16 protein-coding genes are annotated in these 15,877 nt (G+C 33.7%); 5 read left to right on the top strand and 11 right to left on the bottom strand.

From position 1 onward, the window contains the following. Positions 1–268 precede the first annotated feature (268 nt). From C8C85_RS17395 to C8C85_RS17385, 3 genes are all read right to left on the bottom strand, one after another. A complete protein-coding gene (locus tag C8C85_RS17395; protein WP_116798150.1) occupies positions 269–1,120 on the bottom strand; it encodes a flagellar motor protein MotB in 852 nt (283 codons plus the stop codon). Positions 1,121–1,192: 72 nt separating this feature from the next. Continuing rightward, positions 1,193–2,188, bottom strand: a complete 996-nt coding sequence (locus C8C85_RS17390) for a glycosyltransferase family 2 protein (protein ID WP_116798149.1) — start codon at positions 2,186–2,188, stop codon at positions 1,193–1,195. Positions 2,189–2,240: 52 nt separating this feature from the next. Next, positions 2,241–2,714: a type I restriction enzyme HsdR N-terminal domain-containing protein gene (locus C8C85_RS17385; RefSeq protein WP_116798148.1), complete on the bottom strand. Its 474-nt coding sequence runs from the start codon at positions 2,712–2,714 to the stop codon at positions 2,241–2,243. Between the two features lie 87 nt (positions 2,715–2,801). Between C8C85_RS17385 and holA the strand changes: the two genes are divergently transcribed. The 4 genes from holA (at position 2,802) to ettA (ending at position 7,831) form a co-directional block, all read left to right on the top strand. Beyond that, the gene (gene holA / locus C8C85_RS17380) at positions 2,802–3,806 is read left to right on the top strand and encodes a DNA polymerase III subunit delta (RefSeq protein ID WP_116798147.1); all 1,005 of its coding nucleotides are present in this window, start codon (positions 2,802–2,804) and stop codon (positions 3,804–3,806) included. 11 nt (positions 3,807–3,817) lie between these two features. Continuing rightward, the gene (gene pulA, locus C8C85_RS17375; RefSeq protein ID WP_116798146.1) at positions 3,818–5,836 is read left to right on the top strand and encodes a type I pullulanase; all 2,019 of its coding nucleotides are present in this window, start codon (positions 3,818–3,820) and stop codon (positions 5,834–5,836) included. 69 nt (positions 5,837–5,905) lie between these two features. Beyond that, on the top strand, positions 5,906–6,088 hold the full coding sequence (locus C8C85_RS17370; RefSeq protein ID WP_116798145.1) for a CAL67264 family membrane protein: 183 nt from the start codon (positions 5,906–5,908) through the stop codon (positions 6,086–6,088). Positions 6,089–6,139: 51 nt separating this feature from the next. Beyond that, complete coding sequence (ettA, locus tag C8C85_RS17365) at positions 6,140–7,831, top strand: energy-dependent translational throttle protein EttA (protein WP_077378908.1); 1,692 nt, start codon at positions 6,140–6,142, stop codon at positions 7,829–7,831. 75 nt (positions 7,832–7,906) lie between these two features. Here the strand turns inward: ettA and C8C85_RS18680 are convergent, their stop codons facing one another. The 3 genes from C8C85_RS18680 to C8C85_RS17355 all read right to left on the bottom strand — a co-directional run bounded on the left by C8C85_RS18680 (position 7,907) and on the right by C8C85_RS17355 (position 10,736). Continuing rightward, positions 7,907–8,032: a hypothetical protein gene (locus C8C85_RS18680; protein ID WP_256411984.1), complete on the bottom strand. Its 126-nt coding sequence runs from the start codon at positions 8,030–8,032 to the stop codon at positions 7,907–7,909. A gap of 76 nt (positions 8,033–8,108) precedes the next feature. Further along, complete coding sequence (locus tag C8C85_RS17360; RefSeq protein ID WP_116798144.1) at positions 8,109–8,525, bottom strand: thiol-disulfide oxidoreductase DCC family protein; 417 nt, start codon at positions 8,523–8,525, stop codon at positions 8,109–8,111. Between the two features lie 45 nt (positions 8,526–8,570). Then, positions 8,571–10,736, bottom strand: coding sequence for an endonuclease MutS2 (locus C8C85_RS17355; protein WP_116798143.1), 2,166 nt, complete (start codon positions 10,734–10,736; stop codon positions 8,571–8,573). A 179-nt stretch (positions 10,737–10,915) separates the two neighbouring features. Between C8C85_RS17355 and ung the strand changes: the two genes are divergently transcribed. Next, a complete protein-coding gene (gene ung / locus C8C85_RS17350; RefSeq protein WP_116798142.1) occupies positions 10,916–11,587 on the top strand; it encodes a uracil-DNA glycosylase in 672 nt (223 codons plus the stop codon). Between the two features lie 177 nt (positions 11,588–11,764). On the opposite strand, the gene C8C85_RS17345 is transcribed toward ung, so the two are convergent. From C8C85_RS17345 to C8C85_RS17325, 5 genes are all read right to left on the bottom strand, one after another. Then, positions 11,765–12,697, bottom strand: coding sequence for a transglutaminase (locus tag C8C85_RS17345; RefSeq protein ID WP_116798141.1), 933 nt, complete (start codon positions 12,695–12,697; stop codon positions 11,765–11,767). A gap of 172 nt (positions 12,698–12,869) precedes the next feature. Then, positions 12,870–13,994, bottom strand: coding sequence for an SDR family oxidoreductase (locus C8C85_RS17340; RefSeq protein ID WP_116798140.1), 1,125 nt, complete (start codon positions 13,992–13,994; stop codon positions 12,870–12,872). Between the two features lie 76 nt (positions 13,995–14,070). Continuing rightward, positions 14,071–14,541, bottom strand: coding sequence for a DUF4265 domain-containing protein (locus C8C85_RS17335; protein WP_116798139.1), 471 nt, complete (start codon positions 14,539–14,541; stop codon positions 14,071–14,073). A gap of 3 nt (positions 14,542–14,544) precedes the next feature. After that, a complete protein-coding gene (locus tag C8C85_RS17330; RefSeq protein ID WP_116798138.1) occupies positions 14,545–15,417 on the bottom strand; it encodes a nucleoside phosphorylase in 873 nt (290 codons plus the stop codon). 121 nt (positions 15,418–15,538) lie between these two features. Then, complete coding sequence (locus C8C85_RS17325) at positions 15,539–15,868, bottom strand: translation initiation factor (protein ID WP_116798137.1); 330 nt, start codon at positions 15,866–15,868, stop codon at positions 15,539–15,541. Positions 15,869–15,877 lie beyond the last annotated feature (9 nt).

The following is a 15,877-nucleotide window of genomic DNA, read 5'->3' as shown; positions in this document are numbered from 1 at the left end:
AATAAAAGCCTTAATTAGTGAAATATTTAAGAAATTAATTCATGTAGAGGCATTTATAGCATGTAATTCTTAATTTATATTTAATTGGTTGTTAAAGAAAAAATTAGGGATGCATAAAAGCAGGACTTTAGTTCTGCTTTTTTTATGTTCAATTTTTAGCTCAAAAATTAGATTCATTCCAATTTTAAAAAACTGATTTCAAAAAAAATAAAAGTAAAAAAAAACGCCTCGAAATTATTCGAGGCGTATCTCTAATATTTAAAATGCTTTATTTTTGAACCGGTGCTGCTGCAGTTGGTTTTTTCATTTCTTTTTCAACCATATCATAGAACTGATCTATTTTTGGCATTACATAGATACGAGTTCTTCTGTTTTTAGATTTATTTTCTGCAGAATCATTAGGTACCAAAGGAACGTAAGAACTTCTACCTGCCGCGATTAATTGTGCTGGATTAACTCCTAAATCATTAGATAAAATACGGATAATAGCCGTAGAACGTTTTACACTTAAATCCCAGTTGTCAATTAAACAAGAATTACCTTTTAGAACATCAGTATCGGTATGACCTTCAACCATACATTCAAAGTCTGGTTTGTCGTTAACCACTTTCGCAACTTTACTCAAAACTCCTTTAGCTTTATCACTTACTTCATAACTACCGCTTTTGAATAACATTTTATCAGATATAGAGATAAATACCACGCCTTTATCAACATTGATTTCGATGTCTTGATCATTCATCCCAACAACAGATTTCAAACTAGTAACAACTGCAAGAGTAACACTATCTTTTTTGGTCAAAGCATCTTGCATTCTCGTAATTTTTAAGTCTTTTTCTTTGATAGATTCCAAAGCTTTTTCGATATTTTCGGCACCTTTAGTAGACAAAATTGTCATATCTTTTGAAGTGCTTATTAAATGTTGATTAGTTTCTCTCAACCCATCTACAGTTGCTTTAAGACCCGCTTTTTCTTCTAAGCAAGAATTTAGTTTTACTGTACAAGTATTTAATAAATCTTGAGTTTCTTTATTCTTAGCTTCCAAAGCTGCATATTCTTTTTTAGACACACAAGATGTCAAAAGAGCTAAGGCCGATAGAGTAATCATTAATTTTTTCATAGAATGCAAATTTTAATTAAACGTGAATTACAAAGTTAGTTTTTAAATGTTAATTTTAAATGTAAATTATTGTTAAATAATGTCCGCAAAAACTGTGCCATTTTTAACATAATAACCATAAACGATGCTTTTTGTTTTAAAGTATATTTCAACCTGTTTTTTTTCTCTTTTTTTATAATTCTTTAAAAATAACCCATAAAAAGAAAAATGTGCGCGTATAATAGCCCAACAATGAGAGAATTGACCTTCTATGATGAATTTCATTCCAGCGATTCCATCCAGAAGCATTCGAATTATAAGAACCTGAAAAAGAGTATTTTGTGGTAAATTCTTGGTTAACATTAATAGTGAATTTCTAAAATTTAGATATGTTTTTTTGGGGTTCGCTTGTTGCAAAGTAGCTCCACCAACATGATAAACTATTGATTCTGAGCAATACTTTATTTTAAACCCTCTATTGATGGTTCTCCAACATAAATCAATTTCTTCTTGATGGGCAAAAAAATCTTCATCAAAACCTTTCTGTTCCTTATAAACAGAAGATCGAATAAAAAAACAAGCACCAGAAGCCCAAAATATTTCCGTGTTATCATTATACTGTCCGTTGTCTTTTTCCAAAGTATCAAAAATGCGTCCACGACAAAAAGGGTAACCAAACTGATCAATAAATCCACCGCAAGCTCCAGCATACTCAAAATAGTCTTTCTTTTTAAAATCTAATATTTTGGGTTGAATGATTGCCGTTTCGGGTTCCGTTTCAAAAGCTTCCAAAATAGGTTTCAACCAATTTTCCGTAACTTCAATATCAGAATTTACTAGAGCATAAATTTCCGCATCAATATGTTGCAGGGCCTCGTTATATCCGCCTGCAAATCCTTGATTCATTTTGTTTTGAACTATTTTAATTGTGGGATAATTTTTCTTTACAAATGCTATGGATTCATCTGTTGAGGCATTATCGGCAACATACACAGTTGCTTCGGGAGAATATTGAATTACAGAAGGCAAAAACTGTTCTAAAAGTTTTATTCCATTCCAATTCAGAATTACTACAGCTATTTTTTCCAAGGAAGTTTATTTATGTTTAATGAATTCGAAATTAATACTCAAAATTTTCATTTTATATTTTGCTCTCTATATTCTTTTTTGTCACACCATAATCGGGAAGTTCTTTCAAAAACTCGTATTTCTCATTTTCGAAATCCATTAGACAAAAATAATGATTTAGACCGTTGGTAACCATTAAAAATTCAGCTTCCAAAGTCATGTTATATCTCGCAATTTGATCAAAAGTTGCTTGCGCAATTTTAACTTCAGGTGCTTTGCATTCGATTAATATCAGAATAGTGCCATTTGGATTGAAAACCACAACATCATAGCGTTTACGCAAACCATTGACCATTAAAACTTTCTCTACATTAATCAAGGATTTTGGATATTTTTTTTCCTCCAATAAAAAATGTACAACATGTTGGCGAACCCATTCTTCGGGTGTAAGAATGATGAATTTTTTCCTGATTGCATCAAAAATTGATACTTTATTTTCGCTATTTTTGAAACGAAAAGTATAGGAAGGAAAATTGAGTTTTTGCATGAGGCGAAATTAGTTAATTTAGTTTAAAGTTTAAAGTTTCAGGTTTACAACATGGAACTTTAAACTTTAAACCTGAAACAAAAAAACATGGACGAAGTTGTAAAGATTGTGAATGATATAAAGGCAGGAAACATCAAACCTATTTATTTTTTGATGGGAGAAGAGCCATATTACATTGACAAATTATCAGAATATATAGAAGAAAATATTTTATCCGAAGAGGAAAAAGGTTTCAATCAAACTGTTTTATATGGCAGAGATGTTACTATTGAAGATGTTGTTTCCACAGCCAAACGTTATCCCATGATGGCTGATCGTCAGGTAGTCATTATTAAAGAAGCCCAGGAATTATCAAGAACAATCGACAAAATCGAAAGTTATGTCGAAAACCCAATGCCTTCAACCGTTTTGGTATTTTGTTATAAATACAAGACCTTGGATAAACGAAAAAAAGTTACTAAACTTTTAGCCAAAAACGGAATTGTTTATGAAAGCAAAAAACTGTATGAAAATCAGGTAGGAGATTGGATTAAGCGAGTATTGGCTGGAAAAAAATACACTATTGAACCCAAAGCTTCTGCTATGCTGGTAGAATTTCTGGGAACTGATTTGAGCAAAATCAATAATGAACTGGAAAAACTGCAAATCATATTGCCTGCAGGGACTACTATTTCGGCCAAAGATATAGAAGAAAATATCGGGTTCAGTAAAGATTATAATGTCTTTGAATTGCGAAAAGCCATTGGCGAACGCGACCAACTGAAAGCCTATAAAATTGCCAATAATTTTGCGCAAAATCCAAAAGACAATCCAATAGTAATGACGACTGGTTTGGTTTTTGGCTTTTTCGTCCAATTATTGAAATACCACGGTTTAAAAGATAAAAATCCTAAAAACGCGGCCTCTGCTTTAGGAGTTAATCCTTTTTTTCTAAAAGATTATGATGTGGCAATCAAAAACTATCCGATGAGAAAAGTTAGCCAGATAGTTGCTTCATTACGAGATACCGATGTAAAAAGTAAAGGAGTTGGCGCTAATAGTTTGTCACAGGCCGATTTGTTACGAGAAATGCTTTATAAAATATTTAATTAAACAATGAAACTATGTTTGGTTCCACTAAAAAATTCCATTTCGTAATTGGTTTACTTCTCACAGCAAATTTTGCCATGACTCAAAACTCAAAAATAAACACCATTCAATATGCTTCTTTTGATACTTATCCTGTCTATTTGAATGGTGATTTAGGGGTAAATTATACAAGCAACAAAACCACAGTTAAATTATGGAGTCCCAATGTGGAGGAAGCCAGAATCAATTTGTACAAACAAGGCAATGATGGCGAAGCTATAGCTACTAAAAGTTTAGATTATGACGCTAAAACCGGAGTCTGGCAAATTGTTTTAGACGGTAATTATCATAACACCTATTATACTTTACAAGTAAAAAACAAAGGGAATTGGTCCAAAGAAATGCCCGATCCTTATGCAAAAGGAGTTGGTGTAAACGGAAATCGTGGTTTAATCTTCGACTCAAAACTAACCAATCCTTCTAATTGGAATACCGACAAACAGCCTGAATTAAAATCTGTGTCGGATATTATATTGTACGAAGCTCACGTACGCGATTTTTCTATTGACCCATCATCAGGTATAAAAAACAAAGGAAAATTTCTTGGAATTACTGAGAGAAAGACGAAAAACTCTTTTGGAGAAGCAACAGGATTAGACCATTTAAAGGAACTAGGCATTACCCATTTGCATCTGCTTCCAGTGTTTGATTACAAATCAATTGACGAAACTACATTAGACAAAAACCAATACAATTGGGGGTATGATCCTCAAAATTACAACTCTTTAGAAGGATCCTATTCAACCAATCCCTTTGATGGCCTAGTTCGCGTGCAGGAATATAAACAAATGGTTCTAGCATTGCATGAAGCTAAAATTCGTCTGGTAATGGATGTGGTTTACAATCACACCAGTTCTACTGATATTTTTGATCAATTAGTTCCCGGTTATTATTACAGAAGTTGGCCAAATGGAAAACGCTCGGATGCTACGGCCTGCGGAAATGAATTTGCCTCAGACCGAATTATGGCTAGACAATTTATGTTGGAATCACTTAAATATTGGGTAAAAGAATATCATGTCGATGGATTCCGATTTGATTTAATGGCTGTGCATGATATTGAAACAATGAACGCTATTTCTGCAGCACTAAAGAAAATTGATCCAAGTATTTTTCTTTATGGTGAAGGATGGACAGCGGGAGATTCTCCTTTACCAATAGAAAAGAGAGCTTTGAAAAGCAATGTCAAAAAATTAAATGATATTGCCGTTTTTTCTGATGACATTAGGGACGGAGTAAAAGGACATTGGTCCAATGTTACCGAAAAAGGTTTTGTAAGCGGCAATCCAAATTACAAAGAAGTAATTCAATTTGGAATTGTAGCTTCGACGAATCATCCGCAAATAAAGTATGATTCCAAAAGAAGCTATGCTCAATTCCCTTATTCTGACAGCCCAACAAAAGTTATTGGTTATGTTTCTTGTCATGATAATAACACTTTGTACGACAAATTAAAAATCGCCAACCCAAAAGCAATCGAAAAAGAATTGGTGCAAATGGACAAATTGGCCAATACCATCATTTTGACTTCACAAAGTATCCCTTTTTTACATATGGGAGTAGAAATGAAGCGAACCAAAATGGGAGTTGAGAACTCTTATAAATCACCAGACAGCATCAATAAAATCGATTGGAACTGGAAACACGAGAATAAAGAACTAGTTCAATACTACGAAAACCTTATTGTGTTAAGAAACAATCATCCAGCATTCAAAATGACATCCGAAAAGATGATTCAAGAACATTTGGAATTTTTAACAATAAATGATTTCTTACTTGTTGGATATACCTTGAAAAACAATGCTAATGGGGACAAATGGAAGAACATAAGGGTCTATTTTAATGGAGATGAAAAAGAAGCAAAACAAACCCTTGACGGAACATGGAAAATAGTTTGTGATGGCGAAATTATCAACCAAAATGGCATTGAAACTATTAAAAATCAATCTATAACAATTCCTGGAAGAAGTGCTGTAATTTTGTATCAGGAATAACTGTTTTAATTAAAAAAAGTTCTAAAAAATACCGATATTTGCACCTCTCTAAAAACAAATACTACAATTATGGGAATGAATAAAAATACTATTCTTGGATGGGCGACCTTTATAATGATACTCATGGGATTATTACTGATAGGATTAGGAGCTTTTCGATATGATGACGTAGCAGGCTGGGGATTTGCGGCTGTAGGATTTGGTTTTTTGGCTAATGCTTGGGTATTTAGTTCTCTTAAAGGAAGAGTTTAATTTGCATTCAAAACCAATAATTAATCACATAATAAATTAAAACATTTAAATATGTCAGACGATAAGAAAGTAATTTTCTCAATGCAAAAATTGAGTAAAACGTATCAAGGAGCAGATAAGCCTGTACTTAAAAATATTTATTTGAGTTTCTTTTACGGAGCCAAAATTGGTATTCTGGGTCTAAATGGTTCTGGAAAATCTTCTCTTTTAAAGATTATAGCAGGAGTTGACAAGAACTATCAAGGAGATGTTGTTTTTCAACCTGGTTATACTGTAGGTTATTTGGAACAAGAACCAATTCTTGATGATTCTAAAACGGTTATCGAAATTGTTCGTGAAGGTGCTGCCGAAACAATGGCGGTTTTGGAAGAATACAACAAAATCAATGATTTATTTGGTCTTGAGGAAAACTATTCTGATCCAGATAAAATGGATAAATTGATGGATCGTCAAGCTGCATTGCAGGACAAAATTGATGCTCTTGGTGCTTGGGAAATCGATACAAAGTTAGAAATCGCAATGGATGCGTTGCGCACGCCAGAAGGAGATACACCTATTAAAAACCTTTCAGGAGGTGAGCGTCGTCGTGTGGCTTTATGTCGTTTGTTATTGCAACAACCTGATGTATTGCTTTTGGATGAGCCTACGAATCACTTGGATGCTGAGTCTGTACTTTGGTTAGAGCAACATTTAGCACAATATTCAGGAACTGTAATTGCTGTAACACACGATAGATATTTCTTGGATAACGTTGCTGGTTGGATTTTGGAACTGGATAGAGGAGAAGGTATTCCTTGGAAAGGAAATTATTCTTCTTGGTTAGACCAAAAATCAAGCAGAATGGCATTAGAAGAAAAAGTGGCTTCTAAACGTCGTAAAAATTTAGAACGTGAGTTGGACTGGGTTCGTCAAGGTGCGAAAGGCCGTCAAACCAAGCAAAAAGCACGTTTACAGAACTACGATAAACTTTTGAATGAAGACCAAAAACAATTGGACGAAAACTTGGAAATCTACATTCCAAATGGACCTCGTTTGGGTACAAATGTTATCGAAGCCAAAAATGTAGCCAAAGCTTTTGGAGACAAATTACTGTATGATAATTTGAATTTTACTTTGCCACAAGCTGGAATTGTTGGAATTATCGGACCAAACGGTGCTGGTAAATCAACTATTTTCAAAATGATAATGGGAGAACAAAAAACTGATAGTGGTGAATTCTCAGTTGGTGATACAGTGAAAATCGCTTATGTAGATCAGGCGCACTCAAATATTGATCCAAACAAATCAATTTGGGAAAACTTTGCCGATGGACAGGAATTGATTATGATGGGTGGAAAACAAGTGAATTCAAGAGCTTATTTATCACGTTTCAACTTTGGTGGTGGAGAACAAAACAAAAAAGTATCGATGCTTTCTGGTGGTGAGCGTAACCGTTTGCACCTGGCAATGACTTTGAAAGAAGAAGGAAACGTATTGTTACTGGATGAGCCAACGAATGATTTGGACGTAAACACGCTTCGTGCACTTGAGGAAGGTTTGGAGAATTTCGCAGGTTGTGCAGTAGTGATTTCGCACGACAGATGGTTCTTAGATAGAATTTGTACACACATTTTAGCTTTCGAAGGAGATTCTGAAGTGTATTACTTCGAAGGTGGATTCTCAGATTATGAAGAAAACAAAAAGAAACGTTTAGGTGGTGATTTAACTCCAAAACGTTTGAAATACAGAAAATTGATTAGATAATAATTCAATTTCTATAAAAAGCAAAAGAGGATGTCCACAGAAAGGCATCCTCTTTTTTTAGACAAAAAAAACTAATCATTTCTTTTTACCAGAATTCATCATCATAAACACAGTTCCAATTAAACCAATAATTACCAATCCGAAAACAACTACCATTATAAACGCACCGTTTTCCCATGAATAGAGTGATATATTTCTCATAAAAATTAATTTTTAAGATTAGTCAAATTTATGATAGCTATACGTTTAAAGAGATGACATTTATCATGAAATCCAATTATTCCAAAAATTTTATTTTTAATTCTGGAGTTGGTATCATACAACTTTCTTTTTTACCGTACCATTTATATCTGTTCTTGGCAATATAGTCGTATAGATAGTTTCTTATTCCGATTGGAATAATTTTAAAAACAGTTCCAAAATGCCAAAATCCACCCAGATTTTGCGCTATTTGAATGGCTGCGGATGATTTGTAATAATAAGCCACTCCAGGTTCGTACAGAACAATACTATCAATATTTTTAGCATTAACCCCAATATAAGCAAGGATTTCTTGCCCTAATTCTGACTGTAAAGCCACAAACCTAAAAATATCTTTTTTGTCGTGTTTAATCACAAACTGCACAGCCGAATTGCAGAGATTGCAAACACCATCAAAGAGAATTATTTTTTTATTAGAAGGGAGGTTTTGCATTTTTAAAGTTTCTAAAAATCTTTATCAAAGTTCTGTTATTGAATACTACTTCTTGCCTGCTTCTACAAACTCCAAATCGTCCAAACTTACTTTCGAAGTAAACAAGCCATAATTCACCACAGCTTTATTTTTTTCAATCTTATCAATACTTCCCACAGATTTTCCGTCCAGCATTCGTACTCGGTCACCTACTTTTAAAATAGGTTTCGGTTTTTCGATTACAGGTTTTAGTTTCTTCTCTTTCTTTTCCTTGCGAATCTCTTCTACAACAACTGTAACTTCCTCGATGATTTCTTTTTTCTTCTGGATTATCGCTTTCGCCTCTTTGGGAGTTGCTTTTTTACGTTTGGAATTTTCTATTTCGATGATTTTCAAAAACTCCCCAATCAGGTCTTTTTTGTTTTTATTGTTAAAATATTTTTCGGCGATATCTTCTATTTTTTGACCAATGTAAATCGTCTTTTGATTGCTGTCATATAATTCCTGATAGCTTTCCAATTTTTGCTTGATTTTGATATTGATATCTTCCATTTTCTTGCCTTCCTGCCGTGCTTTCGTTTCCTCTTCTTTAAGTGTCTGGGATGTTTTCTCCATTTTGGAACGCTCCTTTTGTAAGTTGGCAATTGTTTTATCAAAACGAACTTTTCCAACCTCAATCTTCTTTTTGGCTCGATTGATTAAACTAAAAGGAATTCCATTTTTTAAAGCAACTTCAAAAGTAAAAGAGCTTCCCGCTTGTCCTAGAGCCAATTTATACATTGGTTCTAATGATTTTTCGTCAAATAACATATTGGCATTGGTTGCACAAGGGAGTTCATTAGCAAGAATTTTTAGATTTGAATAATGCGTGGTGATTAATCCGAATGCTTCTCTATGATAAAACTCTTCCAAGAATATTTCAGCCAAAGCACCTCCCAATTCAGGATCGGAACCCGTACCGAATTCATCTATCAAGAACATGGTTTTCTTGTTGCACTTTTTTAAAAAGTAGTTCATGTTCTTCAAACGGTAACTATAAGTACTTAAGTGATTTTCAATAGATTGATTATCTCCAATGTCTGTCAAAATTCTATCAAAAAGAAACGTTTCACTGCGTTCGTGAACAGGAATCAACATACCTGATTGCAACATCAATTGCAATAAGCCAACGGTTTTCATTGAGATAGTTTTACCTCCTGCATTAGGTCCTGAAATAACTATTATTCTATTTTCTTGACTTAGTTCGATGGTTTGCGGATGTGTAACTTCCTTTTTCTGCTTGTTGTTCAAATACAAAATAGGATGATAGGCCTCCCTGAAATACAAACGACGTTCCTCTGTAATTGTTGGCAGAATTCCGTTGATTCTATTGGCGTATTTTGCTTTGGCAGCAATTACATCAATATCACTCAGGAAATCCTGATACTGAATCAATAATGGTAAAAACGGCCGAACAGCATTCGATAACTGCTTTAGAATTCTTGTGATTTCCTCTTTTTCCTCATATTCCAAGTTACTTAGTTCCCGAGAATATTTAAGTGTGTTTTCAGGCTCTATATAAGCAATACTTCCAGTTTTGGAACTTCCCAGAATGGAACCCTTTACTTTTCGTCTGTACATAGCCAAAACAGCCAAAACACGACGGTTTTGCACAAAACTCTCTTTGATATCATCCAGATAACCCAAACTATTGTATTGTGTCAAAGCTGAACCGAAACTTTGATTCACTTTTCCGCGAACCAAATTCATTTCACGGCGAATTTCCAACAATCGGGGAGAGGCATTGTCTTTTATCTCTCCATATTTATCCACCACAGCATCCACAAGTGTGATAATCTCTTTGGTGAGTTTAATTCCAGAACTTTTGGCACAAAGATTTTGGTAATAATCATTGAATTTATTTAAAAACGCTAAAAGAACATTCGTAGTTTCTGATATTGTCGCAATTTTTCTAAATCCGCCCACTTCCAGAAAACTGTCTTCGATGGCTAGAAATTTTATTTCGTATGTAATGGCATCAAAACCGTGATTGGGAATGGCATTGTTATTCTGGAAAGAGGAAACATACTCTGAAGTTTGCAACAATGCTGCCATCAAAGTGTCTTTATCCCTAAAAGGAGTTATTTCCAAGGCTTTTTGTTTTCCTATATCAGTATTACATATTTCGGAAATCGTTTCGAGAACCGTAGGAAATTGTAAATCTTGTAACGTTTTTTCGGTAATGGAGATCATTTAATAATTTGATTTTACGTTACAAAAATAAGCTTATTTAATAAAGAAACATAGCGTTATTTCACAGAGATTCGCAGTGCAAAAATCACGTAGAATTGATTCCAGTTAGCACTTTTGTTTTCATTTTAAAACGATTCTCATTAAAATCTTAGTGTATCTTTGCGAAATAACTTTTGAATATGAACCTCAACTTAATACCTTCCTGGCAAACTATTTTATCAGATGAGATAGAGAAACCATATTTTCGCGAATTGATGGATATCGTTGAACAAGAATATCAAAATTCGGTTTGTTTTCCTCCAAAAGAGCTGATTTTTTCGGCTTTCAATAATTGTTTTTTTGAAAATATAAAAGTGGTCATTATCGGCCAAGATCCGTATCATGGCGACGGGGAAGCCAATGGTTTATCCTTTTCGGTAAATGATTCGGTGCGAATTCCGCCTTCATTGCGTAATATTTTCAGGGAAATCAATACCGATTTGGATTCTATTTTCATGCCTACATCAGGGAATCTAGAATCTTGGGCCAAGCAAGGTGTTTTATTACTGAACGCATCCTTAACCGTGAGAAAAGACAATCCAAACAGCCATAAACATCTCAATTGGAATCTTTTTACGGATGCTGTTATTCAAAAAATATCAGAGGAAAAAGAAAATGTGGTTTTTATGTTATGGGGAAGCTTTGCACACAAAAAAGGCGCCAAAATTAATCGGGAAAAGCATTTGGTTCTCGAATCGGGGCATCCTTCGCCCATGAGTGCCAATCAGGGAAAATGGTTTGGAAATAAACATTTTAGTCAGACGAATTTGTATTTGGAGAAGAATAATTTAGGGAAGGTTATTTGGCTGTAATTTCAATTAAAAACAAAATGTCTTAATTACACTAAATATCTTGGTCACGAGTGAGGGATAAAAGCTAGCTACCGAAGTAGCGCGGATAGCCCGACAGCATAAAGGAAAGAGGCCTAATCACCACAACGAAGATTAGGCCTCTTTTCTTTATGGTGACACTCCCAAAATATTTTTATTTTATTCCAATGTCAATGCCCCCAATATTTCTTCGGACAGAAAGGGACCTCCAGGATATTTTGCTGTATAATCGAGATTTAACCATACTTGATTGCGTTCGTCGATGTGGTAATTAATCTGTTTATTGCGACTTTCCTGCACAAATAATACATTTTTGATAAGATAATTTGCTTTTTCAAGATCCTTCATGCTTCCGATTAAAATTTCGGGATAGATGTGACCTTTAGTATGAATCAGCCTTGGTGTTCCTCCAATAGATCTAATGGCAGCGGCCATCAAAATGGAATGATCATCACAATCACCCGAAAAATAAAGCAATGATTCATGGGCTGTTGCAATATAATCTCCGTTTTTGGGATCATTTACATAATTCCATCGACTATTGATTTCTTTGAAAACAGCAAAACACTGGATTAAGTTCCTGTAATCAGGATAGCCCCGAACTTTCTTAAAATGCTTTGTTGTTGCCATTATGGCAAAGTTTCTCACCTTTGGATTCTCGTATTCTATTGCTTTTAAAATCTCATCCTTATTGGGAAACGGTAGCAATTTGGCGACAATAATATCCTGTGGAAATGGATTATTATTCATGGTGTACAGCATTGCATTGTAATCGTCAAAAACGGAATTGAAACTAAAATTCCCGAATAAGCTACCATAAATGAGTGCCAAAAAATAGAGCGCCAAACAAATAATAATTATAGTCCTTAATGAGTATAAAGCAAGGTGAACAATTACCAAAACAAGAATAAAAAGCAGTATTCGATCCAAATTAAAATACCAATGTGGATCAATTAAATTTTGGTGAAGTACTATAAATAAAGGAATTGTAATAAGAATACTTAAAAGAAAGATAACAAAACTATCCCAAGGTTTTTTCAACTGAAACTTGGACTTTACTAAATGAAAATTCGTTTTGTTAAGTTGTATCATAATACCCAAAAGTAGGGACTTGGATTGCTTTTTTTAAGTTACTAAGATACTAAGTTTCTAAGTAACTAAGTTTTTTTTTAGTTACTAAGTTTTTACAAAGTTGCTAAGTTACTGAGGTACTAAGTTTCTAAGAGTCTTACGAGCTTAGAAACTTAGCAACTCAGCAACTTACTTAAACATTAATATCCTTAAAATCATTCAAAATGGCATAGCGAATCATATTGGTAAACGCCTCATTATCCAATTTTGGAATTTCAAGAATCGAATTCAGTAAAGTGGTGTCGTATTCGTTGGGATTGGTAATAAAATAAGGTTTTAAATGCTTACCAATACTTTCGTAATACAGTTTTTCGATGGTGTTTTTGTATTTGAAATCAAGGGGGTTTTTGATTAAAGTAAAATTAGTGTACCCCACTTCTTTCATAATCAACTGTAAACCTTTCACAATATTGAAGCTTTTGTCGTTTACGATATTCAATTGTTCGATATCGTCACGCTCGAAAGTGTTTACAATTACTCTGGCTACATAATCGACTGGTATAATGTTCAAACCCGTCTCTTCATTGATTATAAAACGAACGTTTTCCTGTTCTCCTTTTCGCTGCGAAGTAAAGTGAAAGAACTTGGCCAAAAGATAAAAAACCATGTATTTTGGAATGAAATAAGGGCTTTCGGTTCCCAACATTTTACCTCCAATGACACTTGGTCTCAAAATTTGAAAAGGCAATCCCAATCTTTTGCATTCTTTGGCTATGAAATTCTCCGAATGGAATTTGGCATCCTCATACGCATTGCGATGCTCTGGAGTAAAATCCAGATTATGAAAATCATTGTCAATCAGTCCCCCACGTATTCCGGATGAAAATGCAGTTCCTATGTAAATGAATTTCTTGATAAAAGGATGGAAAGTCTTGAAAAGCGATTTGGTTATTTTGGCATTTTCGTCAAAAATTTTCTCTTTTAGATTCTCGTCCGTAGACAAATTAACGTAACCTGCGGAGTGGATAAAGTATGCTCCTTTTATTTTTTCGGAAAAAGTATCCTGAAGATTCGCTAAATCCGAATCTATAATTTCAATATATTCATGTAGTTTTTCCAAACCGCTTTTTCGCAAAATTTGAGGGGTGTAATCACTGGTCAAAAGTTCATTGACACGGTCTAATGCGCTAACTTTCCCTTTGTTTCTGGCAATAATAAAAAGTTTTCCGTTATTGTTTTGTTTGATAAAAAGCTCCAGAATATCATACATAATATGCGATCCCAAAACTCCCGTTGCTCCAGTAAGTATTATTTTCATTGGTTTATTTTTCAAAATGCAAAGATAGTTCTAAAATAAAGAATGAGGAAGTTTAAAAAGAATACTTCAAGGAGGCTTATTTTAATAAATCGTCACTGTGTTTTTTAGACAAACAAGGTTCAGCAAAATCTAATATTTCTAATTCTAAATATTCATTTAAAAAATGTTTCACTACTGAATAATCAATATCCTCTTTAATTTCTACAACAAAATACTTTTCATTAAGCCCTTCTGATAAACAATTCATTACTTTGAGTTTTTCTCTAATAATTTCCTTATCAAAACTGTCTTTTAAAATTACAACCTGAATTATAGAATTTCCTGAAATTTCAATTGTTTCTTTATAAACGACTGTTTCTTCGATCTCATCATATTTAGCATAAAAAATATCATCTGTTGCAATGAGTGGACCATAGAATGGAATATTATCTAATTTATAAATTCCTTTTTCCGAATCAATTATTTCCGACCACATGGTTTCAACCACTTCTTCGTCTAAAATATCACTATGATATCTAAATAAAATTTTTGCGTGAGTTTCTGTCATCTTTTATTTCTCTGCTAATTTCCCCAATGTATATTCAATCAATTCATCTACGGCTTTATATGGATCGCTGCTAAAAGTTCCGTTAGCACGGTTGGCAATAATCGCATTTAATGACAACGCATGATGCCCTAAAAGAGCGGAAAGCCCATAAATGGCTGAAGTTTCCATTTCGAGGTTGGTAATTCTATTTCCTTCGAAAAGGAAATTATCCATTTTGGAATTTAATGTTGAATCTTGAATATTCAAACGCAAAATACGTCCTTGCGGGCCATAAAAACCACCTGCAGTTGCTGTGATTCCTTTGTGCATTTTGTCACTTTCTATTCTTTTTTCCAATACCGAAGAACAAGGAATAACAACAGGTTTTCCTTTTCGCAAGTCCCAATTGGTGTGTTCAATAAATGCATTTTCCATTTCAACATTTGAAACAGTATCAACCAAATAGGAGCGGAGCATATTGTCAAGTCCTAAACCAAATTGGGCCATCACAAAACTATCCACAGGAATATCCGCATGCAAAGAACCCGAAGTTCCTATTCGGATAATGTTTAAAGATGTAAGCTTTTCTTTTGGTTTTCTGGTTTCCAAATCGATATTGACAAGCGCATCCAATTCATTGATTACAATATCAATATTATCTGGACCAATTCCGGTAGACATCACCGTTAAGCGCTTGCCTTTGTAAGTCCCTGTTTGAGTTTTGAATTCTCTTTTTTGAGTAGAAAATTCAATAGAATCAAAATGTTTGGTAATTTTTGCCACTCGATCTTGATCCCCCACAAAAATAATATCGTGAGCAATATGTTCGGGTTTCAAATTAAGGTGGTACACACTCCCGTCAGGGTTGAGTATTAATTCGGATTGTTGAATAGCCATTATTTTAGTTTGAATTGTTTAAAGTTTAATGTTGTTTAAAAGTTTAAATTGTTTAAGTTTTAACATTGTTTAATATTATAACAACTTTAAACCTTAAACTTTAAACCATTTTAAACTTTTCCTATCCTCCAACACGTTTTACCTTAAACCCTTTTTCCTTCAAAATAGTCATTATTTTATCGCGATAATCCCCTTGAATGATAATAGAGTCATCTTTAAAAGTACCACCAACACTCAGTTTGGTTTTGATTTCTTTGGCTAAGATTTTAAAATCTTCATCAGTTCCTTCGTAACCTTCAATTATGGTGGTCGCTTTTCCTTTTCTCTTTTCGAATTTGCAAATCATAGGTTCTTTTTGAACATATAATTCGTGTGATTCTTTTTCAACTGCTTCCTCGGGAGCCATTTCGTGGCCTGGAAAAAGATTCTTCAATTGCTCTTGTAAATCCATATTTTTCAA

This window comes from Flavobacterium sp. 103, from assembly GCF_003096795.1.
GTDB lineage: Bacteria > Bacteroidota > Bacteroidia > Flavobacteriales > Flavobacteriaceae > Flavobacterium.
The sequence above is the reverse complement of the archived record's forward strand: the minus strand, read 5'-3'. Positions and strand labels throughout refer to the sequence as shown.